Source organism: Pseudonocardia sp. OZ21, from assembly GCF_059359135.1.
The window spans coordinates 178610-201466 of record NZ_JCADBN010000014.1 but is presented as its reverse complement, the minus strand read 5'-3'; the positions used below and the strand labels follow the sequence as shown (position 1 = coordinate 201466).

General features: G+C 70.6%; 21 protein-coding genes. 15 read left to right on the top strand and 6 right to left on the bottom strand.

Annotated elements, in window-relative coordinates; translation table 11 throughout:
- Position 1: 1 nt before the first annotated feature.
- From AC5L35_RS28350 to AC5L35_RS28335, 4 genes are read left to right on the top strand one after another with little or no spacing between them, the layout of a single operon-like run.
- On the top strand, positions 2-784 hold the full coding sequence (locus AC5L35_RS28350; protein WP_495062761.1) for a GntR family transcriptional regulator: 783 nt from the start codon (positions 2-4) through the stop codon (positions 782-784).
- 13 nt (positions 785-797) lie between these two features.
- Positions 798-1781, top strand: a complete 984-nt coding sequence (locus AC5L35_RS28345; RefSeq protein ID WP_495062760.1) for an ABC transporter substrate-binding protein — start codon at positions 798-800, stop codon at positions 1779-1781.
- A 1-nt stretch (position 1782) separates the two neighbouring features.
- A complete protein-coding gene (locus AC5L35_RS28340) occupies positions 1783-3036 on the top strand; it encodes an MFS transporter (RefSeq protein ID WP_495062759.1) in 1254 nt (417 codons plus the stop codon).
- A 42-nt stretch (positions 3037-3078) separates the two neighbouring features.
- Entirely contained in the window at positions 3079-4077 is a 999-nt protein-coding gene (locus tag AC5L35_RS28335) for an LLM class flavin-dependent oxidoreductase (RefSeq protein ID WP_495062758.1), read from the top strand.
- A 15-nt stretch (positions 4078-4092) separates the two neighbouring features.
- Here AC5L35_RS28335 and AC5L35_RS28330 read toward each other — a convergent pair whose 3' ends face one another.
- The gene (locus AC5L35_RS28330; RefSeq protein ID WP_495062757.1) at positions 4093-5277 is read right to left on the bottom strand and encodes an LLM class flavin-dependent oxidoreductase; all 1185 of its coding nucleotides are present in this window, start codon (positions 5275-5277) and stop codon (positions 4093-4095) included.
- Between the two features lie 677 nt (positions 5278-5954).
- Between AC5L35_RS28330 and AC5L35_RS28325 the strand changes: the two genes are divergently transcribed.
- The 8 genes from AC5L35_RS28325 to katG all read left to right on the top strand — a co-directional run bounded on the left by AC5L35_RS28325 (position 5955) and on the right by katG (position 13755).
- Entirely contained in the window at positions 5955-6419 is a 465-nt protein-coding gene (locus AC5L35_RS28325; protein WP_495062756.1) for an MSMEG_3727 family PQQ-associated protein, read from the top strand.
- Between the two features lie 13 nt (positions 6420-6432).
- Positions 6433-8136 (top strand): PQQ-dependent dehydrogenase, methanol/ethanol family, encoded by a 1704-nt coding sequence (locus tag AC5L35_RS28320; RefSeq protein ID WP_495062755.1) that lies wholly within the window; start codon positions 6433-6435, stop codon positions 8134-8136.
- A 45-nt stretch (positions 8137-8181) separates the two neighbouring features.
- On the top strand, positions 8182-8277 hold the full coding sequence (gene pqqA / locus AC5L35_RS28315; RefSeq protein ID WP_312858909.1) for a pyrroloquinoline quinone precursor peptide PqqA: 96 nt from the start codon (positions 8182-8184) through the stop codon (positions 8275-8277).
- A gap of 106 nt (positions 8278-8383) precedes the next feature.
- The gene (pqqB, locus tag AC5L35_RS28310; RefSeq protein WP_495062754.1) at positions 8384-9280 is read left to right on the top strand and encodes a pyrroloquinoline quinone biosynthesis protein PqqB; all 897 of its coding nucleotides are present in this window, start codon (positions 8384-8386) and stop codon (positions 9278-9280) included.
- Positions 9277-9978 carry a pyrroloquinoline-quinone synthase PqqC gene (pqqC, locus tag AC5L35_RS28305; protein WP_495062753.1) on the top strand — a complete coding sequence of 234 codons (702 nt, stop codon included), beginning with the start codon at positions 9277-9279 and terminating at the stop codon, positions 9976-9978. The genes pqqB and pqqC overlap by 4 nt, the downstream gene beginning before the upstream one ends.
- 50 nt (positions 9979-10028) lie before the next feature.
- Positions 10029-10298, top strand: coding sequence for a pyrroloquinoline quinone biosynthesis peptide chaperone PqqD (pqqD, locus tag AC5L35_RS28300; protein ID WP_495062752.1), 270 nt, complete (start codon positions 10029-10031; stop codon positions 10296-10298).
- Complete coding sequence (pqqE, locus tag AC5L35_RS28295) at positions 10291-11418, top strand: pyrroloquinoline quinone biosynthesis protein PqqE (RefSeq protein WP_495062751.1); 1128 nt, start codon at positions 10291-10293, stop codon at positions 11416-11418. Before pqqD ends, pqqE begins: the two co-directional genes overlap by 8 nt.
- A gap of 114 nt (positions 11419-11532) precedes the next feature.
- Positions 11533-13755 carry a catalase/peroxidase HPI gene (gene katG, locus AC5L35_RS28290; RefSeq protein ID WP_495062750.1) on the top strand — a complete coding sequence of 741 codons (2223 nt, stop codon included), beginning with the start codon at positions 11533-11535 and terminating at the stop codon, positions 13753-13755.
- A gap of 118 nt (positions 13756-13873) precedes the next feature.
- Here katG and AC5L35_RS28285 read toward each other — a convergent pair whose 3' ends face one another.
- Complete coding sequence (locus AC5L35_RS28285) at positions 13874-14347, bottom strand: GNAT family N-acetyltransferase (RefSeq protein WP_495062749.1); 474 nt, start codon at positions 14345-14347, stop codon at positions 13874-13876.
- Between the two features lie 410 nt (positions 14348-14757).
- Here AC5L35_RS28285 and AC5L35_RS28280 point away from each other — a divergent pair, with 410 nt between their 5' ends.
- The 3 genes from AC5L35_RS28280 to AC5L35_RS28270 all read left to right on the top strand — a co-directional run bounded on the left by AC5L35_RS28280 (position 14758) and on the right by AC5L35_RS28270 (position 17903).
- Positions 14758-16161 (top strand): DHA2 family efflux MFS transporter permease subunit, encoded by a 1404-nt coding sequence (locus tag AC5L35_RS28280; protein ID WP_495062777.1) that lies wholly within the window; start codon positions 14758-14760, stop codon positions 16159-16161.
- A 343-nt stretch (positions 16162-16504) separates the two neighbouring features.
- Entirely contained in the window at positions 16505-17386 is an 882-nt protein-coding gene (locus AC5L35_RS28275) for a manganese catalase (RefSeq protein ID WP_495062748.1), read from the top strand.
- Positions 17387-17546: 160 nt separating this feature from the next.
- Positions 17547-17903 (top strand): hypothetical protein, encoded by a 357-nt coding sequence (locus AC5L35_RS28270; protein WP_495062747.1) that lies wholly within the window; start codon positions 17547-17549, stop codon positions 17901-17903.
- Positions 17904-17910: 7 nt separating this feature from the next.
- On the opposite strand, the gene AC5L35_RS28265 is transcribed toward AC5L35_RS28270, so the two are convergent.
- The 4 genes from AC5L35_RS28265 to AC5L35_RS28250 are packed head-to-tail and all read right to left on the bottom strand — an operon-like array spanning position 17911 to position 22765.
- Positions 17911-19278 (bottom strand): MFS transporter, encoded by a 1368-nt coding sequence (locus tag AC5L35_RS28265; protein ID WP_495062746.1) that lies wholly within the window; start codon positions 19276-19278, stop codon positions 17911-17913.
- Positions 19275-20645, bottom strand: coding sequence for a serine hydrolase domain-containing protein (locus AC5L35_RS28260; protein ID WP_495062745.1), 1371 nt, complete (start codon positions 20643-20645; stop codon positions 19275-19277). The genes AC5L35_RS28265 and AC5L35_RS28260 overlap by 4 nt, the downstream gene beginning before the upstream one ends.
- 33 nt (positions 20646-20678) lie before the next feature.
- A complete protein-coding gene (locus AC5L35_RS28255; RefSeq protein ID WP_495062744.1) occupies positions 20679-21389 on the bottom strand; it encodes an MmgE/PrpD family protein in 711 nt (236 codons plus the stop codon).
- Positions 21386-22765 carry an MmgE/PrpD family protein gene (locus tag AC5L35_RS28250; RefSeq protein ID WP_495062743.1) on the bottom strand — a complete coding sequence of 460 codons (1380 nt, stop codon included), beginning with the start codon at positions 22763-22765 and terminating at the stop codon, positions 21386-21388. The genes AC5L35_RS28255 and AC5L35_RS28250 overlap by 4 nt, the downstream gene beginning before the upstream one ends.
- Positions 22766-22857 lie beyond the last annotated feature (92 nt).

The window sequence follows — 22857 nt, the reverse complement described above, 5'->3', positions numbered from 1 at the left end:
CATGGCCACCAGGAAGTCCACGGACAGCGCTCTGGCCGACGTGCTGCAGCTCGAGACCGTCACCACGGACTGCTTCCGCCAGGTGCGGGACCAGCTGCGCGAGGTGGTGATCCGCCTCGGTGCGAAGGGCACGCTGCGGCTGCCGTCCGAGGCCGAGCTCTCCACCGCGCTCGGCGTGAGCAGGGCGACCCTGCGGTCGGCGCTGCAGGCGCTGCAACAGGAGGGCCGCATCCGCCGCCTGCACGGGCGGGGCACCTTCATCAACCGCTACGCGCTCGGCGTCGGGGCCAACCTGTCCGAGGCGGGCGCCTTCGTCGATCTGCTCGGACAGGCAGGCTACGAGCCGTCGGTGCGGATCGTGGACCAGCGCGTCGTCGAACTGGGTGCCGACGACGCCACGGCTCTGGAGCTCACCGCCGGAACGCCGGCTCTGCAGATCGAGCGGATCTTCGACGCGGACGGTGAACCGGCCGTGCATAGCGTGGACCTCATCCCGGCCGCACTGCTCGGCGAGAGCCCGGAACAGCTGGACGCCGGGCGGTCCACCTTCGAGTTCGTCGAGACCCACGTCGGGCCACCGGTCTGCTACTCCGTGGCCGAGGTGCGGCCGGTGCTGCCCTCCCCCACGCTGGCCCAGGCCCTGCACATCCCCGCCGCCCAACCGCTGCTGCGGCTGCGGCACACCCATATCCGCGACGACGAGCAACCCGTCGCCGTGACCGTGGCGCACATCAACGACGAGTACCTCCGGTTCTCGGTGATCCGTACCTATCTGGACGAATGAGGAACACACACCCATGACGCGCGTTCCCCTGACGCTCGCCTGTGGCGACTACGACCGGGTCTGGCCGCTGGCCGACGGCCGGGTCCGGCCCGAGGGCATCGACCTGAACCTCATCACGCTGGAGCCCGAGGAGTGTTTCTGGCGGATGCTCGGCAACGCCGAGTTCGACGCCGCCGAGATGTCGCTGTCCAGCTACGCCATCGCCCACGCGCGCGGTGACGACCGCTTCGTCGGCGTGCCGGTGTTCCTGTCCCGCAGCTTCCGGCACTCCACGCTGTACGTCCGCAAGGACTCCGACATCACCGATGCCCGCGACCTGGCCGGGAAGCGCATCGGCGTGCCCGAGTACCAGATGACGGCCGCGGTGTGGGCCAGGGCGCTGCTCCGCCACGACTTCGACGTGGACACCACCGACATCGTCTGGTGCACCGGTGGGCTGGAGGAGCCGGGGCGCGTCGAGCGCCAGGCGCTGGAGCTGCCCGAGTGGGTGCGCATCGAGCACGTCGAGAACACGCTGTCCCAGGCGCTGCTCGACGGCTCGATCGACGCGCTCATGGCCCCTCGCGTGCCCTCGGTGTTCCGCGCCGGGAACGAGGTGCGGCGGCTGTGGGCCGACTACGCGGCGCGCGAGGTGGAGTACTACACCCGCACCGGGATCTTCCCGATCATGCACATGCTCGTGGTCAGGGCCGACGTGGACCGGGCACACCCCTGGGTGGCCCGCAGCCTCTACAAGGCGTTCACCCAGGCCAAAGGCTTCGCCCTGGCCGGCGCGGCGGACAAGCCGGCGCTGCGCTACACCATCCCGTTCCTGCTCGACGCCCTGGAACGTCAGCAGGAGGTGTTCGGCGCCGACCCGTGGCCCTACGGCCTCGACGCGAACCGGACGGCACTCGACACCTTCGCCGGGTACCTCGCGGAGCAGGGCCTGGTCTCCGCGCCACCGGACATGACCGAGCTGTTCGCCCCCGCCACCCGCGCCGACTCACGGATCTGACGTGACCGCACCGTTGCTCGCGGAACCCGCGACCAGGCTCGACCGTCGCGCGTGGGGCATCCTGGCGCTCACCCTGGTGTTCTGGGTGGCCGACGGCTACGACACGTTCGTCCTGCTGATCACCGCCCGGCCCACGCTCACCGAGCTGCTGCCGGTCGACCAGCTGCACAACCTCCCCACCTACCAGGGCTACCTGGTGGCGATCACCCTCGCGGGGTGGGCCACCGGCGGGATCCTCGGCGGGATGGTCGGCGACCGGCTCGGCCGCCGCCGCACCATGATCGTCGCGGTGGTGGTCTACAGCGTGTTCACCGCGCTGTCCGCACTGGCCGACAACTGGTGGATCTTCGGCATCGCCCGGTTCCTGACCGGCGTCGGCATCGGGGCCGAGTGGGGGGTCGGCACCTCGCTGCTGCAGGAGGTGTGGCCGCAGCGGTGGCGCGCCAAGGGTGCGGGTCTGCTGCAGAGCGGCTTCTCGCTCGGCGGGTTGCTGGTGTCGGCGCTGTGGGTGCTGCTCGGCTCGACGCTGCAGCTGTCGTGGCGCTGGATGTACCTCTTCGGCATCCTGCCGCTGCTGCTCGTGCTGCTGGTCCGCAAGCACATCCCGGAGTCGGCGCTGTGGTCGGCCACGCGGCGTTCGGCCACCTCGATCGCCGACCTGCTCCGCCCCGGCGTGCGGCGCAACTTCCTGGGTGCGCTGGTGGCGTCGATCGCGATCACCGGCGGCTGGTGGGCCGTGAGCTCGTACCTCCCGAGCTTCGTGGGAGGCCTGGTGCACGACCCGAGCCGGGTGGCGTTCTTCACCGGCTGGGCGGCGGCGCTCTACAACGCAGGCGAGATCGCCGGCTGCATCGCCTTCGGCTTCCTCGCGGAGTCCTGGGGCCGCAAGGCCACGATCCAGGCCTACTTCGTGGGCTGCCTGGTGATCGTGCCGGTCGTGTTCCTCGCCGTGCACGGCGCCGTGGCCGCGACATGGCTACAGCTGGTGGCCGGCTTCCTCACCGGCGGCGTCTACAGCTGGTACACCGTGCACACCCCCGAGCTGTTCTCCACCGCGCACCGCGCGACGGCGATCAGCATGGTGTTCAGCGGCTCGCGCTACATCGCGATGGTGGGTGCGGTGCTGACCGGCACCCTCGCCACGGCGCTCGGCGGCTTCGGACGTGCCGCGGCGATCTTCGCGCCGATCTACCTGATCGGCATGATCGCGGTGTTCTTCCTCCCCGAGACCAAGGGCGACCCCCTGCCCGGCTGACCGCAGCCCGTCCCGCCCCACCCCAGTACGAGTAGGAGAACGATGGCAATCGAAGTCGACATCCGCGTTCCGGTCGGCCGCCCGCTACCGGAGCTGATGGACTTCATCCGGTCCTGCGAGGACGCCGGCTTCCACGGTGTCGGTGTGCACGACCACCACCACTCGGGCCGCGACGTCTACGTTGCGCTCACCCTGGCCGCCGCCGCCACCCACCGGCTGACGCTGTACCCGGCCACCACCAACCCGGTCACCCGCCACCCGCTCGTGCTGGCCGCGATCGCCAACTCACTCGCGGAGATCGCGCCGGGCCGGATCCTGCTGACGCTCGCGCCCGGCTTCCTGTCCGTCGAGAAGGCGGGCAAGCCGCAGGCCCGGCGCCAGCAGCTCGGCGAGGTGGTGACCGCGCTCCGGCAGCTGCTGGCCGGGCTCCCCGCCGTGGTGGACGGCCGCGAGCTGCGCATGAACAACGTGGCGGCGCCCGCGCCCAAGATCTTCATCCTGGCTGCCGGGCCGAAGATGCTGGAGCTCGCCGGGGAGGTGGCCGACGGGGTGGTGATGATGGTCGGCCTGCACCCCGACGGGATCGAGGCGGCCCGCCGGCACGTGCGCGCGGGCGCGCTCCGCGCCGGTCGTCCGGTCGGGTCGGTGGAGGAGATCTTCATCGTGCCCACGGCGATCGAGGACTTCGAGACCGCGCGGGAGTGGCCGCGCCGGTACTTCCGGCCGGGGCAGCCGTTCCTGAACTACCCGAGCGTGGCGAACCTGCGCTGGTTGCGGGCTGCGGGGATCGACATCCCCGATGACCACGAGCCCAGCGCGCTCTCCCCTCAGCTCGCCGAGCGGGTGTCCGACGCGTTCGGGCTGTTCGGGCCGCCGGAGTACTGCGCGGACCGGCTGCTGCAAGCCCACGAGGAGTCCGGGGTGCGGAGGGTGTTCTTCTTCCCGTCGCACACCGCCGAGAGCGGCTACGACCTGCCGCAGACCGACGTCGAGGCGTTCGCGAAGATCATCGGCCCGCGGCTGGCGGAGGCCACCGGCTGACCGGAAGCGACGGGGTCAGGCTGCCTCTCGGGGCAGCCGCAGCCCGGCCTTCTCCAGCAGCGGGAGCACCTCCTGGCCGAAGAACTCCAGTTCGGGCAGGTAGTCGTAGAAGGTGATCTGGACCCCGTCGATCCCCGTCTCGTGCAGCCGGGCCAGCTTGTCGGCCACATCGGCAGGCGAGCCCACCACGTGCAGGTGGCCCCCGACCGCGCGGCCCCGCGCGCTGTGCTCCAGCCAGGACCGGCTGTCGCCCTCGGCGTGCCGACCGGTGAAGTTCCGGATCGACTCGAGATCCGCGTGGTCGGAGATGGCCCGGTACCGCGCCTCGGCGGCGTCCCGGGTGGGTGCGGCGACGATCGTCGGGTTGATCACGACGCGGACCTCGCGCCCCTGGGCCCGCGCCGCGTCCTTCACGCTCCTGACGTGATCGGGCATCGCGGCGATCGCCTTGTCGAAATCCTCACCGGCCGGGCTCGAGACGAAGACGATGTCGGAGTGCTTTCCCGCATAGGAGAAACCGGCGGGAGAGCCACTCGCCGACACCAGGATCGGCCGTCCGAACGCGGGCCGCGGGGACACATAGGCCTCCTCCAGTGACCAGTGCTCACCGTGGAAGGTCAGATTGTCGGCACCGGCCCACAGGTCCTCGCAGATCGCGACGAACTCGTCGGCCATGGCGTAACGCTTGTCGTGCTCGGGCCGGGTCATGCCGAACATGGCCGGTTCGTTGCCCGCGTACCCGGTGACGATGTTGGCCCCGAAGCGGCCGCCCGAGATGTGGTCGGCGGTGGCGAGGAACTTGGCGAGATGCAGCGGGTGCCACGGGCCGTAGAGGACGTGCACGGTGCCCAGGAGCAGGATCGACCGGGTGGCCGAGGCGAGCGCGACCGCGGAGACGAAGGGGTCGAGGAAGTTCTCCCGGTACCCGGTCTCTCCCCCGAAACCGCCCTTGGGCAGCCACTGCGAGAGGCCGAAGGCGATGTCGAACCCCCACTCCTCCGCTCTGCGCGTGAGCTCGAGGTTGTAGGCGAAGGACCAGTCGGTGCCGCGTGGCAGCGTCGACTGCGACCAGCCGCCGGTCTGCAGCGGGAGGAACAGGCCCAGCATCAGCGGCTGCCGCAACGCCCGGCTGAGCGGACTGTCGAGGAAGTCCTGGGGCTGGGGCGGCACGACGAGACGGCCGCGATCGCGGACGGGCAATGGAACTCCTGCGGGGCGAGTAAAAGGATTCGATCGAGCAGGCCGGAAAGAGCCGCGTAAACCAGCGTAGTCGTCCGCGGGAGCCGACGACGGGTCGTCCCGAGACAATCGACGACCAGTGTCGAGACTCACGCACCGCCGGATCGTCGGACCATTCTTCGCAGCTGTTCGGCGGGATCACGAGGACGGCCCGCTCAGCCGGTGGGCACGCCGGGCGAATTCCTGGATCTTTCTCGACCCGGTCGACGGAAGGTGCCCCATGAGCCTCCGGGCGCGCGGGACCTCGCCTCGGACGGGCCGCGAGCGGGTGCCGGCGCGGATCGCCACCCGCTCGACCGGAACGAGCCGGTCGACCAGCACCTGCGCGGCGCCTTCCGTCTCGTCGAGCAGCCCGCCGCACGTCCATCGGCAACGGTCCTCCGCGGCAGGCACGCCCGCGCAGAAAGTGGTGGCGGTGGCGGCGATCGAATGATCGCGTAATTGATCGTTTCACCCTGTCCAACAATTGATCAAGACGCCGGCTCGGTTTTTGATCAATCGGCCGTGCGTACCCCACGCACGAGCCGCGGAAACGCCGCACAGATAATCCAATTGAAGGACGTTCGGGGGCTTGACCGCTATATAGCGCTGTGATAGCGTTCACAATTTGAATTCGGGAAACGCCGGAAGGTGGAGGTATGACAACCACTGCTGGGGAACGATCCGATCTGCTCGACAAGCTGGGACTGAAAGAACAGAACAAAGCGACCATCGGTCGATTGCTGGCTACCGGAAACATCGGTCAGGCAACCGAGAGATCCGATGGAACCATGCAGGCCACAATCCGAATCAATCCCGATGAGCTGTGCTGGGATCCGTCGGTTCTGGTGCTGCCCCACGGAGGCGATCTCGAACTCGAACTCATCAACGACGACCTCAACACGCACTGCGCGCTGTTGCCGAACAATGGCGACAGGAAATTCATCTGGTTGGTGAACCATTCACGTGGACGGGCGTCCCTCAACCTCGACGGCCCGGGCTACTACTGGTTCAGCTCACCCACGGGCAACGACGAAGGACGGGGACTGACCGGCGCCATCGTGGTGCTGGGCGAAGTCCCGCCGGAGGCTCGCCTCGATCGCCCCGAACAGCCGCGGCCCTAGAAAGGAACACGAGATGACCGTCGAATACGTCGACGCGGGTGAGGCAGTCAACCAGGCAACGCTGAACTACAAGACCCCCGGGGCAGAGCTCGCGCCACCGGTGGTCGCCGACGTCACCTACGAACGCATCCGCAACGCAGGCTCCGAGCCCCACAACTGGCTCACCTACTACGGCACCTACGACGGACAGCGGTTCAGCCCGCTGGACCAGATCGACACGGAGAACGTCAAGCTTCTCCGCCCCGCGTGGATCTTCCAGGCCGGCACGACCGGCATGATCGCGGGTGCGTCGACCTACTCGTTCGAGGCCGCCCCGATCGTCGTCGACGGGATCATGTTCGTCGCCGGCTGGGACGGCTGGGCCTGGGCCCTCGACGCCAAGACGGGCGTGGAGATCTGGCGGTACAAGCACGCGATCCCGTACGACGTCTCTCTGTGCTGCGGGAACGTGAACCGCGGGGTTGCAGTGGCTCAGGGGAAGGTCTTCCTGGTCACGGCGAACGCCCACCTGATCGCGCTCGACGCCACCAACGGCAAGCGGATCTGGGACAAGACCTACGGGGACGTGCGGGCCGGGGAGAGCGCCACGTGCGCACCGCTGGTCGTGAAGGACATGGTCATCGTCGGGAGTTCGGGCGGGGAGTTCGGCGTACGCGGTCACCTCGACGCGTTCGACCTCGAGAGCGGGGAGCACCGCTGGCGCTGCTACATGGTGCCCAAGCCCGGGGAGCCCGGCTCGGAGACCTGGCCCACCGACGGCGAGGCCTGGGCGCGTGGTGGCGCGAACTGCTGGCTCACCGGCACCTTCGACCCGGAGACGAACCTCCTGTACTGGGGCACCGGCAACCCGGCGCCCGACTTCGACGGCGAGGTGCGGGAGGGCGACAACCTCTACACCGACAGCATCGTCGCGGTCGACGCCGACAGCGGCCAGATCCAGTGGCACTACCAGTGCACCCCCCACGACCTGTGGGACTACGACAGCATCGCCGAGTGCATCCTGTTCGAGTCCGAGGGGCGCAAGCTGCTCGGGCACTTCGACAAGAACGGCTATTTCTTCATCGTCGACCGCACGAACGGCGAGTTGGTCCAGATCACTCCCTTCGTGGACCGCATCACGTGGGGCGCGATCACGAGGGACGGCCAGGTGACGGCGAAGGTGTACCCCGACAAGGAGGGGGAACCGGTCCACTTCTACCCGGGTCCGGCCGGCGCCAAGGAATGGACGCACGCGGCCTACAGCCCGAAGACCGAACTCTTCTACGTCCCGGTGCAGGACACCGGCGCAACGGCCACCCGCCGGCGCCGGGAGTTCAAGGAAAGCATTCCGTACTGGGGCGCGGGCGTTCAGGTGGACATCGACGACATGGCGGGGTCCATCAGCGCGTTCGACGCCAACGGCGAGGAGAAGTGGCGCTACCGCAACGATCTTCCGATGTGCGCGTCGGTCCTCGCCACGGGCGGCGACCTCGTGTTCGCGGGGAAGCCCTCCGGGGAGTTCGTCGCGCTCGACGCCAGCACCGGTGAGCAGTTGTGGCAGTTCCAGTGCGGCAGCGGGCACCACAGCAGTCCGACCACGTACAGCATCGACGGTCGGCAGTACATCGCCGTGCCGGTCGGCTGGGGCGGCTGGGCCGAGGGATTCCTCCCCGGCATGCTCGGCGCGGGACACGGAAGCGCCTTGATCGCCTTCGCGCTGCCGGAGGAAACGTCATAGCGTTATGACGGATCTGCCGGAATCAGCCGGAGAGGAGGTGAATCCGTGGAGTCTCAGCTCGCTGTGTGGGAGACGCCGGAGTTCGAAGAGATCGGCGTCGCACCCGAGGTGACCATGTACATCGCTCAGATGGAGGACTAGGAGGGTGCCGGGGGGACGTGGGGCGGCGCCGGACCTCGGTCCGGCGCCCTCCAATGGCTCGGAACGACCACCGACGGTCGGTCCGGCGAGGGATGGAGTACCACGGGTGTTGCTGCGGGTGCTGGGCTCGGCGGCGGGAGGCGGCTCCCCGCAGTGGAACTGCGGCTGCCGGGTGTGCGCCGCCGTGCGCTCCGGGGCCGGATCCCTACGCAGCCAGTCGTCGGTCGCGGTGAGCGCCGACGGTCACCGGTGGTTCCTCATCAACGCCTCGCCGGACGTCCGCACCCAGATCGAGGCCTTCCCCGGCCTGCACCCGCACCACGACCGGTCGACGCCGCTGGAGGCGGTGCTGCTCACCGACGCCGAGTTGGACCACACGCTGGGCCTGCTCCTGCTGCGCGAGGCGAGCGCCCTGCGGCTCTACGCCACGCCTGCGGTCCACAAGACACTCTGTGACGGCTCGGGGGTGCTGCGCACGCTCGAGCGCTACTGCCCGGTCAAGTGGCGGGCGGTGATCCCCGGCGCCGACTTCGCACTGGCCGACGGGCTGTCCTGTCGGGCGTTCGACGTGCCCACCACCAAGCGGACCCGCTTCGGGGCCGGGGTGGACCACGGCCGCGTCGTGGGCTACCGGCTGACCGACCAGCGCAGCGGGGGCACGCTGGTGTACCTGCCGGGGGTGCAGTCGCTGACGCCGGCGGTCCGAGCGGAGATCGAGGGCTGCGACTGCCTGCTGATCGACGGCACCTGCTGGAGCGACGACGAGCTGGTGCGGCTCGGCCTGGCCGGCAAGACGTCCCGGGAGATGGGCCACCTGCCCATCGACGGCCCGGACGGCAGCCTGGCGCAGCTCCGGTCGCTCGGTGTGCGGCGGACGATCTTCGTGCACATGAACAACACCAACCCGATCCTGCTGGAGGACGCGCCCGAGCGGCGCATTGTGGAGGACAACGGCATGCAGGTGGCCACGGACGGCCTCGAGGTCGAGGTACGGGGCACATGACGACGACAACCGGGACCACGAGAACCGCCGACGACTTCGTCGAGACGTTGCGGGCCCACTCGCGGCGCTACCACGACCAGCACCCGTTCCACGTCCGGATGAACGCCGGCAGGCTGAGCCCCCAGCAGCTCCAGGGTTGGGTGGCCAACCGCTTCTACTACCAGGAGAGCATCCCCCGTAAGGACGCGGCGATCCTCTCCAACTGCCCCGACGTCGAGGTCCGGCGCCGCTGGATCCGCCGGATCGTCGACCACGACGGCACCGCGGCAGGCGAGGGCGGCATCGAGGCGTGGCTGCGCCTCGGCGAGGCCGCCGGGCTGACCCGCGAGGAGATCCGCGACCATCGGCACCTGGTGCCCGGGGTGCGGTTCGCGGTCGACGCCTACGTGAACTTCACCCGGACCCGCCCGTGGGTGGAGGCGGTGGCGTCCTCGCTCACCGAGCTGTTCGCCCCCGACCTGATGGCGGAGCGGCTGGCCGCGTTCGAGCGGTGGTACCCGTGGATCGACTCCGAGGGTCTCGCCTATTTCCGCGCCCGCCTCGACCAGGCCCCCCGCGACTGCGAGCACGCCATGGAGGTGGTCACCGCGCACTGCCTGTCCGCCGAGTCCCAGGCGCGTGCCGTCGACGCGCTGTCGTTCAAGTGCGACGTCCTGTGGAGCCAGATGGACGCCATCGACCAGGCCTACCCGGAGTGATCGCCATGGAGCCGACCCCGTCCGGAACCACGACCCGACCCGGTGTCGGGGTGTCCGGATCGGACCGGCCGCGGTTGGCGCGCCATGTCCGGATGAGCTTCTGCCAGGTCCGGCAGAAGCCCATCCTGCAGCACCCCGAGACGGTGGTGGTGCTGAACCGCAGCGGCGCGGACATCCTCGAGCTGTGCGACGGGCGGCGCACCGTGGCCGAGATCGTCGCCGAGCTGGGTGAGCGGTACGGGACCGTCCCCGACGACGAGGTGCACCGGTTCCTGACGCGGCTCGCCGCCCGGCGCTGTGTGGAGATCGTCGATGGATAGCCCCTTCGGGTTGCTGGCCGAGCTCACCTACCGCTGCCCGCTGGCCTGCGCGTACTGCTCCAACCCGCTGAACATGGCCGACTACTCCGACGAGCTGACCACGGACGACTGGCGGCGGGTGCTGGTGGAGGCCCGTGACCTGGGAGTTCTGCAGTGCCACCTGTCCGGCGGGGAACCGCTGCTGCGGCGTGACCTGGTGGAGATCGTGGCGGCCGCCCACGACCTGGGCCTCTACTCCAACCTCGTGACCAGCGCCCTCGGGCTCTCGCGTCCGAAGGCGGAGCAGCTGCGGGCCGCCGGCCTCGACCACGTGCAGGTCAGCATCCAGGCCGACGAGCCTGCCGTGTCCGACCGGATCGCCGGCACCCCGTCCTTCCAGCGCAAGATCGAGGCGATGGGCGTGGTCAAGGAGCTGGGCTGGCCGCTCACCGTGAACGTGGTGCTGCACCGGCAGAACATCGACCGTGTCGCCGACGTGCTCCGGCTGGCCGAGGAGGTGGGCGCCGACCGCGTGGAGCTCGCCAACACCCAGTACTACGGCTGGGCCTGGCGCAACCGTGACGCGCTGCTGCCGAGCCGCTCCCAGCTCGAGGCGGCCGAGCTCGTCGTGCGGGCCGCCCGCGAGCGGTTGCGGGACAGCATGGACGTCATCTACGTCATCCCGGACTACTACAGCCGCTACCCGAAGCCCTGTATGGGCGGCTGGGCCTCCCGGCAGCTGACCGTGACGCCGAACGGCGACGTGCTGCCCTGCCCGGCCGCCCAGTCGCTGCCGTTGCCGCGGGCCAGCGTGCGCGAGGACTCCCTGGAGCGGATCTGGGCCGAGTCGCCGGTGATGACCGCGTTCCGCGGAACGGACTGGATGCCGGATCCCTGCCGGAGCTGTGACCGGCGGGAGCTGGACTTCGGCGGGTGCCGCTGCCAGGCGTTCCAGCTCACCGGCGACGCCGCCCGTACCGACCCCGTCTGCCACCTGTCGCCCGACCACGAACTGGTCACCCGGGCCGTCGAGGCCGCCAACGCGGACGCGCGGACCGGCGACCTGTCGCTCATCCCGCGCCCGCACGGGGTTCGCGGCGGAGACCGTGAACGACATGACGCAGCGCGGCCGGGTATTTAGGGTGGTGGATGCCGGTCTGTGACACGGCCGGGGACGAGTGACGAGGCAGACGACCGACGCAGCGACCGCGGCATGCCGGCGACGTCGGGGATGGACCAAGGGCGGTTCTCCACCATGAAGGACGTATATCGGACATACGACAAGAGCCTGGGCCTCGGCATCCACGCCTCGGCCGCTGGTCACAGCCGCCCGACCGGGAGCACGAGCAACCGTGACTGGTGGCCGGACCAGCTCGACCTGACGATCCTCCGGAAGCACCCGGCCGCCGCCAACCCCATGGGCGAGGACTTCGACTACGCCGCGGAGTTCGCGACCGTCGACCTCGACGCCCTGGCGAAGGACGTCGACGAGGTGCTGACGACCTCGCAGGAGTGGTGGCCCGCCGACTTCGGCCACTACGGGCCGCTCGTGATCCGGATGGTGTGGCACTGCGCCGGGACGTACCGCGTCCACGACGGCCGGGGCGGCGCGAGCGCCGGCATGCAGCGCTTCGCGCCGCTGAACAGCTGGCCGGACAACCGCAACCTCGACAAGGCGCGGCGGCTGCTCTGGCCGGTGAAGAAGAAGTACGGCCGCACGATCTCGTGGGCCGACCTGATGATCTTCGCGGGCAACCGTGCCCTGGAGTCGATGGGCTTCAGGACGTTCGGCTTCGCCGGCGGCCGGGCGGACGTCTGGGAGCCGGACGAGGACGTCTACTGGGGCCCCGAGCGCACCTGGCTCGGCGACGAGCGCCACACCGGCGTCCGGGACCTGACGAAGCCGCTGGCCTCCGCCCAGATGGGCCTCATCTACGTGAACCCGGAGGGCCCGAACACGGTCCCGGACCCCTACACGTCGGCCCGGGACATCCGCCAGACGTTCCGGCGCATGGGGATGAACGACGAGGAGACCGTCGCGCTGATCGCGGGCGGGCACACGTTCGGCAAGACCCACGGCGCGGCCGACCCGGAGCGCTACCTCGGTCCCGAACCCGAGGGCGCCGCCATCGAGGAGCAGGGCCTGGGCTGGAAGACCACCTACGGCACCGGGACGGGCGCCGACGCCATCACCAGCGGGCTCGAGGGCACGTGGACACCCACCCCGACGACGTGGGACAACAGCTTCCTCGAGACCCTCTTCGGCTTCGAATGGGACGTCGAGCTGAGCCCCGCCGGTCTGTGGCAGTGGACCCCGAGGGACGGTGGAGGGGCCGGCACCGTGCCGGACGCCCACGACCCGTCGACGACCCACGCCCCGACGGTTCTGACCACGGACCTCGCGCTGCGGTTCGACCCGGTCTACGAGCCGATCGCGCGGCGCTTCCTGGAGAACCCGGACCAGCTGGCGGACGCTTTCGCCCGAGTCTGGTTCAAGCTGACGCACCTCGATATGGGCCCGATCCAGCGCTACCTCGGTCCGCTGGTCCCCGAGGAGCGGCTGATCTGGCAGGACCCGATCCCCGCCGTGGACCATGACCTCGTCGGGGACGAGGACATCGCCGCCCTCAAGAGCCGGATCCTCGGCTCCGGGCTGACGGTCTCCCAGCTCGTCTCCACCGCGTGGGCGTCGGCGTCGACGTTCCGCGGCAGCGACAAGCGCGGTGGGGCGAACGGGGCGCGCATCCGCCTGGAGCCTCAGCGGAGCTGGCAAGTCAACGACCCCGACGAGCTGGCGCACGTCCTGAGCACCCTGGAGGAGATCCGGGAGTCCTGGGGCAGAGCTCGGACCGGGGGCCCGAAGATCTCGCTGGCCGACCTGATCGTGCTCAGCGGGTGCGCCGCCGTCGAGCAGGCGGCCACGGCCGCGGGCCACGACGTCCGGGTCCCGTTCACCCCGGGACGCACGGACGCGTCGCAGGAGCAGACCGACGTGGAGTCCTTCGCCGCGCTCGAGCCGCTCGCGGACGGGTTCCGCAACCACTGCGGCACGGGCAACCGGCTCCCGGCGGAGCACCTGCTGGTCGACCGCGCGAACCTGCTGACCCTGAGCGCACCCGAGATGACCGTCCTCGTGGGCGGCCTGCGCGTGCTGGGCGCGAACTCCGCGCAGTCCCCGCTGGGCGTCCTCACCTCGGCGCCCGGGACGCTCACCAACGACTTCTTCGTCAACCTGCTCGACATCGACACGGAGTGGAAGCCGACTTCGAAGACGGCACAGACGTTCGAGGGCCGCGACCGCTCCACCGGCGAGGTCAGGTGGACCGCCAGCCGCGTCGACCTCGTCTTCGGCTCGAACTCCGAGCTTCGTGCCGTCGCCGAGGTCTACGCGGGCGACGACGCGAAGGAGAAGTTCGCGCGCGACTTCGTGGCCGCGTGGGACAAGGTCATGAACCTCGATCGGTACGACCTCACCTGATCCACCCCCGGGAGCCACGCGCGGCGGAACTCCAGATGACTGAGGTCAACGAACCTCCGCCATTTTCAGGCCCGCTGAGGTCTCCTGTACCGGCGGGCGGGGCGCGTGGAGCCGCCGCTCACCGAGGGGACAGCGTGAGCCGCAGGACGATCTCGCCGTCGTCGACCTCGCCCGTGGGCTCGAAACCGAACCGCTGGTAGAAGGGCCACGGTTCGCCCTCGCCCGGCTCGTAACTGGTGTACAGCTCGGTGGCGCCGTCGGCTCGAACCAGGTCGACGATCTGCGTCAGCACCTCCCGGCCGATCCCGCGCCCCTGGTGGCGCTCGTCGACGAGCAGCCGCCACAGGTAGTACTTCCCGACTCCGGAACGATCGTCCGGAACGTTCCACGAGAGCATCACGAAGCCGACTGGCTCGCCATCGCGATACGCGGCCCGGTACCAGGGATTCTCCTCGGGCTCGTCGGCCGCGTCGTCGAGCGAGGTGGCCACCGAGGCGACGAACTGCTCCTGGTCACCTCGGACCCGCAGCGCGCAGACGGCGTCGCGGTTGTCGTCGGTGATCTCCCGAAGGTGCACGCCTGAGGACGTCATGCCGCGACCTCCCGTATCCGGCAGCGAAATTCGCTTCCCGGACAGGGTCGCACGCCGCGACCCGCGCGTGGTGGCGCCGGTGCCCGCACTGGTTCGAGGGCGGCCTCTGCTTCGGGCGGGTTCGGGCGCGTTATCGAGATGACCGAGGGGGCCGCGAACTCTACGTTGTGCTGCTGCAGGGCCTGGCGCGCCGACTCCCCGAACCCGGTACACACCGCGACGGTCCGATCGCTGACAGTTCTATTCTCAGCAGTACCGCCACCAGGGGATGCGGGCGGCCGGGGGGAACCGACGTGAACGGAGAAAGTGTGACTGCCGAAGAGCATGGCCCGACGGGGGGCGGAGCGGCCGCGTCCACGGACGCGACGTCGCTGCCGACAGCGGAGTCCGCCGATCCGCCGCCGGGCGCCATGGTCGTGATCGCACTGCTGGTGGGATCGGCGTTCGCCATGATCCTCAACGAGACGATCATGAGCGTGGCGCTGCCGGCGCTCATGGCCGACCTCGAGATCGGCGCGAGCACCGCGCAATGGCTCACCAGCGGCTTCCTCCTCACGATGGCCGTGGTCATCCCGACCACCGGATACCTGCTGCAGCGATTCCCGCCGCGGTCGATCTACCTCGCGGCGATGTCGCTGTTCACCACGGGCATCCTGATCGCAGCGCTCGCCCCAGGTTTCCCGGTGCTCCTGATCGGCCGGGTCGTGCAGGCCACGGGCACCGCCGTCATGGTGCCGTTGCTGATCACCACGGTGATGAGACTGGTGCCGGCCGATCGACGAGGCCGCACGATGGGCACCATCACGATCGTCATCGCGGTCGCCCCGGCGATCGGCCCCACCGTGTCCGGGTTGGTCCTGGGCACGCTCGGGTGGCGCTGGATGTTCTGGATCGTGCTCCCGATCGCCGTGATCGCCCTTGCCATCGGCGCCGCCCGCTTGCGCATTCCGGCCGACACCCGCCGGGTGCCCCTCGACGTGGCCTCGGCCCTGATCTCGGCCGTGGCCTTCAGCGGTCTGCTCTACGGGTTCAGCAGCATCGGCGACGCCATGCGCGGCGAAGCGAGGCTCACGCCGTGGATCCCGATCGTGATCGGGGCGGTCGCACTGGCCGTCTTCGTGGCGCGCCAGCTACGGCTGCAAGCTGACAACCGGGCCCTGCTCGACCTGCGCCCCTTCTCCCACCGCCCGTTCGTCGTGGCGATCATCCTGGTCATGCTCAGCATGATGGCGCTGTTCGGGGCGCTCATCCTGCTGCCGCTCTACCTGCAGGGCGTGCTCGGGGCCACCACGCTCGCCACCGGTCTGGCGCTGCTTCCGGGCGGTCTGGTCATGGGCCTGCTGGGACCGGTGGTCGGGCGGCTCTTCGACCGGTTCGGCGCTCGCCCACTCGTCGTTCCGGGCGCGATGGTGCTGTGCGTCGCACTGTGGCTGTTCACCACGCTCGGCGCGGAATCGCAGCTGTGGATGATCATCGCCATCCACGTGGTGCTCACGGTCGGACTGTCGCTGATGTTCACCCCGCTCATGACCGACGCGTTGGGGTCGCTGCCCGGCGAGCTCTACTCCCACGGCAGCGCGATCGTCACGACCCTGCAGCAAGTGGCCGGCGCAGTCGGCACGGCTCTGTTCGTCACGGTGATGACGCTCGGGTCCGCGGATCCGACCGGAGCGATCGACGCCGTCGGCACCCACGCGGCGTTCCTTGTCGCGGCGGTCATCTCGATCGTCGTGGTCGGCCTGTCGTTCCTGGTGGCGCGGCCCTCGTCGGCCATGGAACCGACCCCCGCACCGGCCGCCTCGGCCGCATCCTGATCACGGGTGAGGGCCCACAGCGGGGCTGAGCGGCCGCCGGGCAGGCACCAGTATTCGAGCAGGGCGTGCCCGGCGGTCGCAGGGTGACGGCCGGCGCAGAAGGGCGCAGCCACCCCGAGCAGACTGTCGATGGATACGAATGAATCGACCGGTCGACCGCGGGAACGAGGTCGGATCAGATCTCGGCGCTACCCCCGGGATCAGGTACCGGGCGCTCCCGGTCACCGTCGCGCCCCCCGATGGAAGGTCACAGTCCTCGTCCCGGATGCCTGTTTTAGAGGACCGCGGCCGGGCACCCCCTGCCCGTACGAGCGTGGTCCGAGCCATCCCCAGAGGGAGCACGATGTTCTTCCATCGCCAGGAACTTCAGTTCAAAGCCACCCCTGACCAGCCCGACGCCGTGTTCGCCCGCAAGCTGCAGGAGCTGCTCGGCGGCCAGTACGGGGAGATCACCGTCGCGTTGCAGTACATGTTCCAGGGCTGGAACATGCACATTCCCGGAAAGTACCGCGACCTGGTCTTCGGCATCGCCGCCGAGGAGATCGGGCACGTGGAGATGCTCGCGACGATGATCGCGCAGCTTCTCGAGAAGGCCCCGGTCGGCGTCAGCGGAAAGGCACTCCAGGACGACCCGACCGTGGCAGCCATCATGGGCGGCATGGACGTCCAGCACGCGATCGTGGCGGGGGCGGGCGCCCGGCCGGTCGACAGCAACGGCAACCCGTGGCAGGGCTCCTACATCACGGCGAGCGGCAACCTCCTGGCCGACTTCACCGCCAACGCCAACGCCGAGATGCAGGGCCGCACCCAGGCCGCCCGGATGTACCACATGACCGACGACCACGGCGTGCGCGACCTGCTGTCGTTCCTCATCGCGCGCGACACGATGCATCAGAACCAGTGGGCCGCGGCCGCGCGGGAACTGCAGGAGGAGGGCTACGAGCTCATGCCCACCCCCAGCAACTTCCCGCAGAGCAAGGAGTACCAGCAGGTCTCCTACCAGTACCTGAACTTCAGCGACGGCAAGTCGGCCGCCGAGGGCAGCTGGGCCAGCGGACCGAGCCCCGACGGCAAGGGCGAGTTCACCTACCACGACGGGCCGACGACCACCGCCCCGATGCCACCACCCACCCACGCCGACTCGCGGTTCTACGGCACGACCGAACTGCCGAACAGCATCGAGAAGACCGCGGGCATGGTGCAGGACAAGCTCAACAGGGAGTGATCCGGTAGCCCGGGCGGCCCGGTACTGCGCCGCCCGGGCGATGGCATCCGGCGCAGACGGCTGCTCTGGATGAACCAGTCGGCGACAGACAGTAACGCCGCGGGCACAGCAACGGAAAGACCAGATGTACCCCGTCGTTCCTGCCTGGAGGCCTCGCTTCATGACCCCGCGCGTCACCGCCGACAACCCCACGGGCGTCACCGGTTTCGACCACGCGTCCATCGCCCTGCTCCCCGAGTACATCGAGGCGAGCAGGGCACTCGACGCGCTGGAGCGGGCGATCCGCCGTCAGGACGCCGTGCTCGGGCAGGAACGGTGGCTCGCCCTGGTGGGTGCGATGGCCGCAGCCCTCCCCTACGCCGACGCGTGCGTGGAGTGCTGCGGGCAGTTGCCGACGCCCGCACCGCACGCGGCCGTGGTGGCCGAGGGGCGCCTCCACGGCGACTACCGGTGCCCGCGCTGCGGGTCGACCTGGACCCGCGGGCACGTGCTCGACCTGCCGGGCCTCTCCCAGTAGTGCCGGCTCAGGTCGCCGCGGCCGGGCGGGCGGGCCCCGCAGGCAGCCGGGTGTCGGTGTCGCCGTAGGCCTCGATGCGGCGCTTGGTGGGAGCCAGCAGCAGGACCGACACCGTGATCATCGCCCCGCAGGCCCCGATGAAGACGAAGACCGGCACGTAACCGAACGAGAGATAGATCTGCCCCACGACCAGGGGCCCCAGCGCGTTCAGCACCCGGCCGATGCCGTAGCAGAACCCGGTGCCCGTGGCGCGGACGTCGATCGGGAACAGCCGCGGCGTGTAGGAGTACATCAGCGCCACGAGCGTCTGGTTCAGCGCCGCGACGAGGATGCCGAACACGATGATCGCCGCGGGCTGGAAGGTCAGGCCGTAGGCGAGGCCGCAGGCCGCGAACACCAGGCTGAACAGGGCCACCGGGCCGCGCAGACCGAAGCGGTCGGCGACCGGCCAGGCCAGTAACGCGCCGGGCACCGCGCCGAGGGTGGTGAGTGCCGAGTAGCCGACGCTGGCGGTGACGGTGAACCCGTGGTCGTGCAGGAGGGTGGGCGCGAAGGAGGCGAAGCCGTAGTAGCTGGTGGTGAGGAACGTCCAGACCAGCATCAGCATGATCGTCCGGCGGGCGAGCACCCCCCGGAACAGGGCGCGCACGCTCGCCCGGCCGGTGGGTCCGGCCGGCTCCGGTTCGACGACCGGAGGCAGGGTGTACCGCCGCGCCACCTCGGTCTCGATCGCCTCGACCACCCGCTCCGCCTCGGGCGCCCGCCCGTGTGCGAGCAACCACGGAGGTGACTCCGGCAGCCGCGTGATCAGCAGGAGCGGCACCAGCCCGAGCCCGCCGAAGACGAACACCAGCCGCCAGGCGTCCGGGCCGAGGCCGATGACCCCACGGGCGAAGAACGACATCGCCGGGATGCCCAGCAGGCCGACGGCGAGCGTGATCGACTGGAGCCTGCCGCGCTGCGCGGCCGGTGTCAGCTCGGCCAGGTACGTGATCGCGATGATGGTCATCGCGCCCAGCCCGATGCCGGTGGCGATCCGTGTCAGGAACAGCGTGGCGGCGTCGAACGCGGCCGCGTTCAGCAGCGAGAAGACCGAGAACCACGCCACCGAGACCTGCAGCGACCGGCGGCGGCCGAACCGTTCGGCCAGCCGTCCCCCGACCGCGGCGCCGAGGAACATCCCGAAGAACCCGGCGGAGGTGATGACCGAGACCTCGCGCACGCTGATGCCGAGTGAGGTCCGCAGCGCCGGCGCGGCGTAGGCGAACGTGTTGATGTCGGCGAGCTCGAACGCGAAGCAGAGGGCCAGCACCCCGGCCACCCGCCGCTGGTAGCCCGACCACGGGAGCCGGTCGAGCCTCGCTGTCACGGTCATCGGGACACCTCGCAGAGGGGCAGCGCGGTGAGCACCGCGGTGATCAGGGAGCTGTGGTCCGGGGTGGGGTCGAGACCGGTCCGGGCGATCACGAGGTCGTGCTCCGGCAGGACGAACACCGCCTGTCCGAGGCTGCCGAGCGCGTAGGACATGTCGCGGGGCGCGGCGGGGATGTGCCCGTCGCGGTTGAGCCACACCGAGTGGCCGTAGGGGTGGCGCATGGCCGACGGCCCTTCGGTGCGGCCTGCCGATGAGGCGTCCGACTCGGTGAGCATCGTGTCGATCCACGCCTCGGGCAGCACCCGTCGCCCGCCGAGCTCCCCACGGCCGAGCAGCAGCGCGCCCATCCGGGCCAGGTCACCCGGCGTCGTGTACCAGGCCCCGGACAGCAGCGGCACCCCTTCGGTGTCGGTCTCCAGCACGGAGTGCCGCAGCCCGAGCGCGGGCAGCACGGTGGCGCTGAGGACGGCGTGCACGCCGGCGCCGACGATCTCGCGCATGGCGAGCGACACCGCGAGGTGGTCGATGCTCTTGTAGGAGAACGTCTTTCCCGACGGCCACGCGCTGCGTACCCCGGACACCATCGAGGCCACGGAGACCGGCCGGAAGTACGGCGCGAAGTAGTCGTCGGCGTCGGTGAACATCTCGTCCGACCCGTCCTCCCGGCGACCGGTCGACAGACCGCTCTGCAGCCCCAGCAGGTCGAGCATGCGGATGTCCGCACGGGAGTCGTGCTCGCCGTGCCACGCGGAGACCGGGGCACGCGCGGCCCACGGGTCGAGCACCTCCCTCCCGGCCAGCCACCCGACGACGAGGGCGGTCAGGGTCTTGGCCGTCGACCAGCCCCGGGTGGGGACGTCCGGGCCGAAACCGGGGGCGAAGTCCTGCGCGACGAGTGCGCCACGATGTACCACGGCGACACCCCGGCCGCCGGTGGCGGCGAGATGGGTCCGCACCCCGTCGTGGAGCGGGGCGTGGCGCGGGTCCGGGCGGAAGCCGTCGCCATGAGGCCACTCCCGCGGGTCCAGGTCACCTGCTCGCAGCGGCCGGCCGGGTGGGTCGTGCCTGCGGGACTCGACGAGCGCCGCTCCCTTGTCACCGGACGCGACCGCACGCCTGCTGCTGCCGTCCGGGAGCGTGCCGACCACCGCCCCTCGCCGGTGGTCGACGTCGAACGCGATCTCGGCCGGGTCGAGGACACCACCGGCGAACGTCGTGCACAGCACGGTCAGGTCGTGGTCGAGGACGTCGGTGACGGGCCGTCCCGACACGAACAGCGCCGAGCACAGTTCCTTCGTGCAGAGGCCGAGGGCGTTCCGGCGCCGCTGTGCGACCTCGTCGACGCTCACCCGTCGTCCCTCCGTCATGGTGTGGAACCTCGTCGTCCCCGGCACCGGGGCTCAGCCCGGGCTGCTCCAGGCCGCGCCCAACCGGGCGTCCTCCGCGGCTCCGTTGCGCTCCGCGCCCGCAGCGGCCGGGACGGACATCAGCGCGAAGAGGCCGCGGCGTCCCTCCAGCGGCTGGGCGGCGGAGGTGAACCCGTTGCGGCTCAGCAACGCGGCCTCCACCGCGTTGCTCGCGGCCTTCCCGACCTGCAGCGGAGCGGTGTCGGTCTCGGCGGCCGCGGCGAGGCCCGCTGCCTGAGTCGCGCAGAGGCCGATCAGGTGGTGCACGTGTCCCACGTCCAGCCCGAGTGCCCGGCCCGCTGCCGCGGCCGCACCGATGGCTCCTGCCGTGCACTGCACGGACCAGCCGGCCTCGGTGTGCGCGACACCGAGATCCGTGCGGACGCGGTCGGCGACCTCGTAACCGATGGCGACGGCCTCGATGGCCCCGGTGTCGTCGGCGGCCAGCGCGTTGGCCGCGGCGCACACCGCGACCCAGGCCGGTCGCCCGTCGACGGCCGCCGCGGCGGTGCCGTAGATCCACGCGCTCCAGAGCAGGCTGCCCGGACGGACCGCGACCTGTTTCAGGGTGGCGACCAGCGGGGTGTCGGCGCCGCGGCGGGCAGCTCGGCGGAACCGGCCGAGCTCCACGACGGCTCGGTCGAGCGCCGCGGGCGGCGGGGTGGTGTCCCGGACGAAGTCCACGACCTCGGAGGTGGTGATCAACGGTTCGCCTCTCGCTCGGTGGTGCCGGTCGGCCGTATCGCGGCCACCAGCTCGTCGAACCCCGGGGCGTCGGCCAGCGCGTCGACGGCAGCGCTGATCCGGTGGGCTGCTCCCGTCCCGAGAACCGGTTCGGCCAGCCGATCGACCTTGTCCAAGAGCTCCTCGTCGGTCAGTGGCCGGTCGAGGCTGCCCCGGGCATGGGGGATGTGGACGGTGACCGCGTCGCGGCCGGCACGCTCGATCCGGATCGTCGCCTCGTCGCGCGCGCAGTCGTCGGTGGGGAGCAGGGTGATGAGGCCACGCAGCCGCTCCACGTCGGGAGCGACGGCACGTTCGTCGCCGAACTGCGCCAGGCCGACCTCTCCGTCGAGCAGGCCGACGGCGGCGGCGTGGTAGGCGCTGAAGCGTGCCTGCAGCCCGTCGCGTGGCTGGCGGTGCCCCATCAGCTCCGGCACCAAAGGGTGGCAGGTGATCTCCACCGACTCGACCGTGGCGGGGTCGTCCACCTGGCCGGACACCGCCACGGCAGCGTCGATCGTCGGGTGCGCCACGATCCCGCACGGGTAGGGCTTGAAGGCGTTCTGCTCCAGCTCCCAGTCCCGTTCGAAGCTGCCGCCGAGGCGGCCGCGGTCGACGAGGTCGGCGAACACCGGGAGCACTCCCCCGTCGCCGAGGGGGTCGTCGATCCCGCGCACCCCGGCGGCGGCCAGCCGCGCGGCCAGCACGCCGTTGACGGCCGCCTTGCCCGGGTGGAACGGCTTCGTCATGGAGCCGAACCCCTCCCGGTGCCCGAGAACCATCGTCGACACGATGGCGAGCGCGTCCTCCAGTTGCGCGGCGGTCAGCCCCAGCAGCAGGGACGCAGCCACCGCCGCGCCGAAGACCCCGCAGGTACCGGTGATGTGCCAGCCCCGGTCGTAGTGGCTCGGCGACACGGCGTTGCCGATGCGTAGCTGCGACTCGCAGCCCAGCGCGAACGCCGTGAGGTAGCGCTCCCCGTCCACTTCGAGCTCCGGCGCCAGCGCCAGCAGCGTCGCGAGAACCGCGGCACCGGGGTGGATCACCGTGGCGAGGTGGGTGTCGTCGAAGTCGTCGAGGTGAGCCGCGGTGCCCGCGATCAGCGCACCCCAGTACCAGTCCACGGTCTCGGACCGGCCGGCGACGGCCACCGCCCCCGAGCCGTCCTGCTCCCGGGCCGTGGCCAGCAGCACGTCGATCGCCGGGGTCCGGGCCGCACCGACGGCGGTGCCGAGAACGTTCAGCAAGCTGCGCCGTGCCGCGCGGGCCACCCGCGGCGGGAGCGGCGTGGCACCCGCGGTCAGGAGTTGTGCACAGAACTCCGATGTCGGCGTACCGACGGTCACGGCGGGAGACATACGCCTGACGCTAGGAACGCTGCGGCCGGGGAACAACGCCATCCCCGGCCGGGACCGTTGCGCGCAGCGCAATGGTTCGTCGACGCAGGAGC

Bases quoted from the DNA above. Each gene is read 5' to 3' on its own strand.
- AC5L35_RS28350 (WP_495062761.1), top strand. From the start codon at position 2: ATGGCCACCAGGAAGTCCACGGACAGCGCTCTGGCCGACGTGCTGCAG.
- AC5L35_RS28345 (WP_495062760.1), top strand. From the start codon at position 798: ATGACGCGCGTTCCCCTGACGCTCGCCTGTGGCGACTACGACCGGGTC.
- AC5L35_RS28335 (WP_495062758.1), top strand. From the start codon at position 3,079: ATGGCAATCGAAGTCGACATCCGCGTTCCGGTCGGCCGCCCGCTACCG.
- AC5L35_RS28325 (WP_495062756.1), top strand. From the start codon at position 5,955: ATGACAACCACTGCTGGGGAACGATCCGATCTGCTCGACAAGCTGGGA.
- AC5L35_RS28320 (WP_495062755.1), top strand. From the start codon at position 6,433: ATGACCGTCGAATACGTCGACGCGGGTGAGGCAGTCAACCAGGCAACG.
- pqqC (WP_495062753.1), top strand. From the start codon at position 9,277: ATGACGACGACAACCGGGACCACGAGAACCGCCGACGACTTCGTCGAG.
- pqqE (WP_495062751.1), top strand. From the start codon at position 10,291: ATGGATAGCCCCTTCGGGTTGCTGGCCGAGCTCACCTACCGCTGCCCG.
- katG (WP_495062750.1), top strand. From the start codon at position 11,533: ATGAAGGACGTATATCGGACATACGACAAGAGCCTGGGCCTCGGCATC.
- AC5L35_RS28285 (WP_495062749.1), bottom strand. From the start codon at position 14,347: ATGACGTCCTCAGGCGTGCACCTTCGGGAGATCACCGACGACAACCGC.
- AC5L35_RS28280 (WP_495062777.1), top strand. From the start codon at position 14,758: ATGGTCGTGATCGCACTGCTGGTGGGATCGGCGTTCGCCATGATCCTC.
- AC5L35_RS28275 (WP_495062748.1), top strand. From the start codon at position 16,505: ATGTTCTTCCATCGCCAGGAACTTCAGTTCAAAGCCACCCCTGACCAG.
- AC5L35_RS28270 (WP_495062747.1), top strand. From the start codon at position 17,547: ATGACCCCGCGCGTCACCGCCGACAACCCCACGGGCGTCACCGGTTTC.
- AC5L35_RS28265 (WP_495062746.1), bottom strand. From the start codon at position 19,278: ATGACCGTGACAGCGAGGCTCGACCGGCTCCCGTGGTCGGGCTACCAG.
- AC5L35_RS28260 (WP_495062745.1), bottom strand. From the start codon at position 20,645: ATGACGGAGGGACGACGGGTGAGCGTCGACGAGGTCGCACAGCGGCGC.
- AC5L35_RS28250 (WP_495062743.1), bottom strand. From the start codon at position 22,765: ATGTCTCCCGCCGTGACCGTCGGTACGCCGACATCGGAGTTCTGTGCA.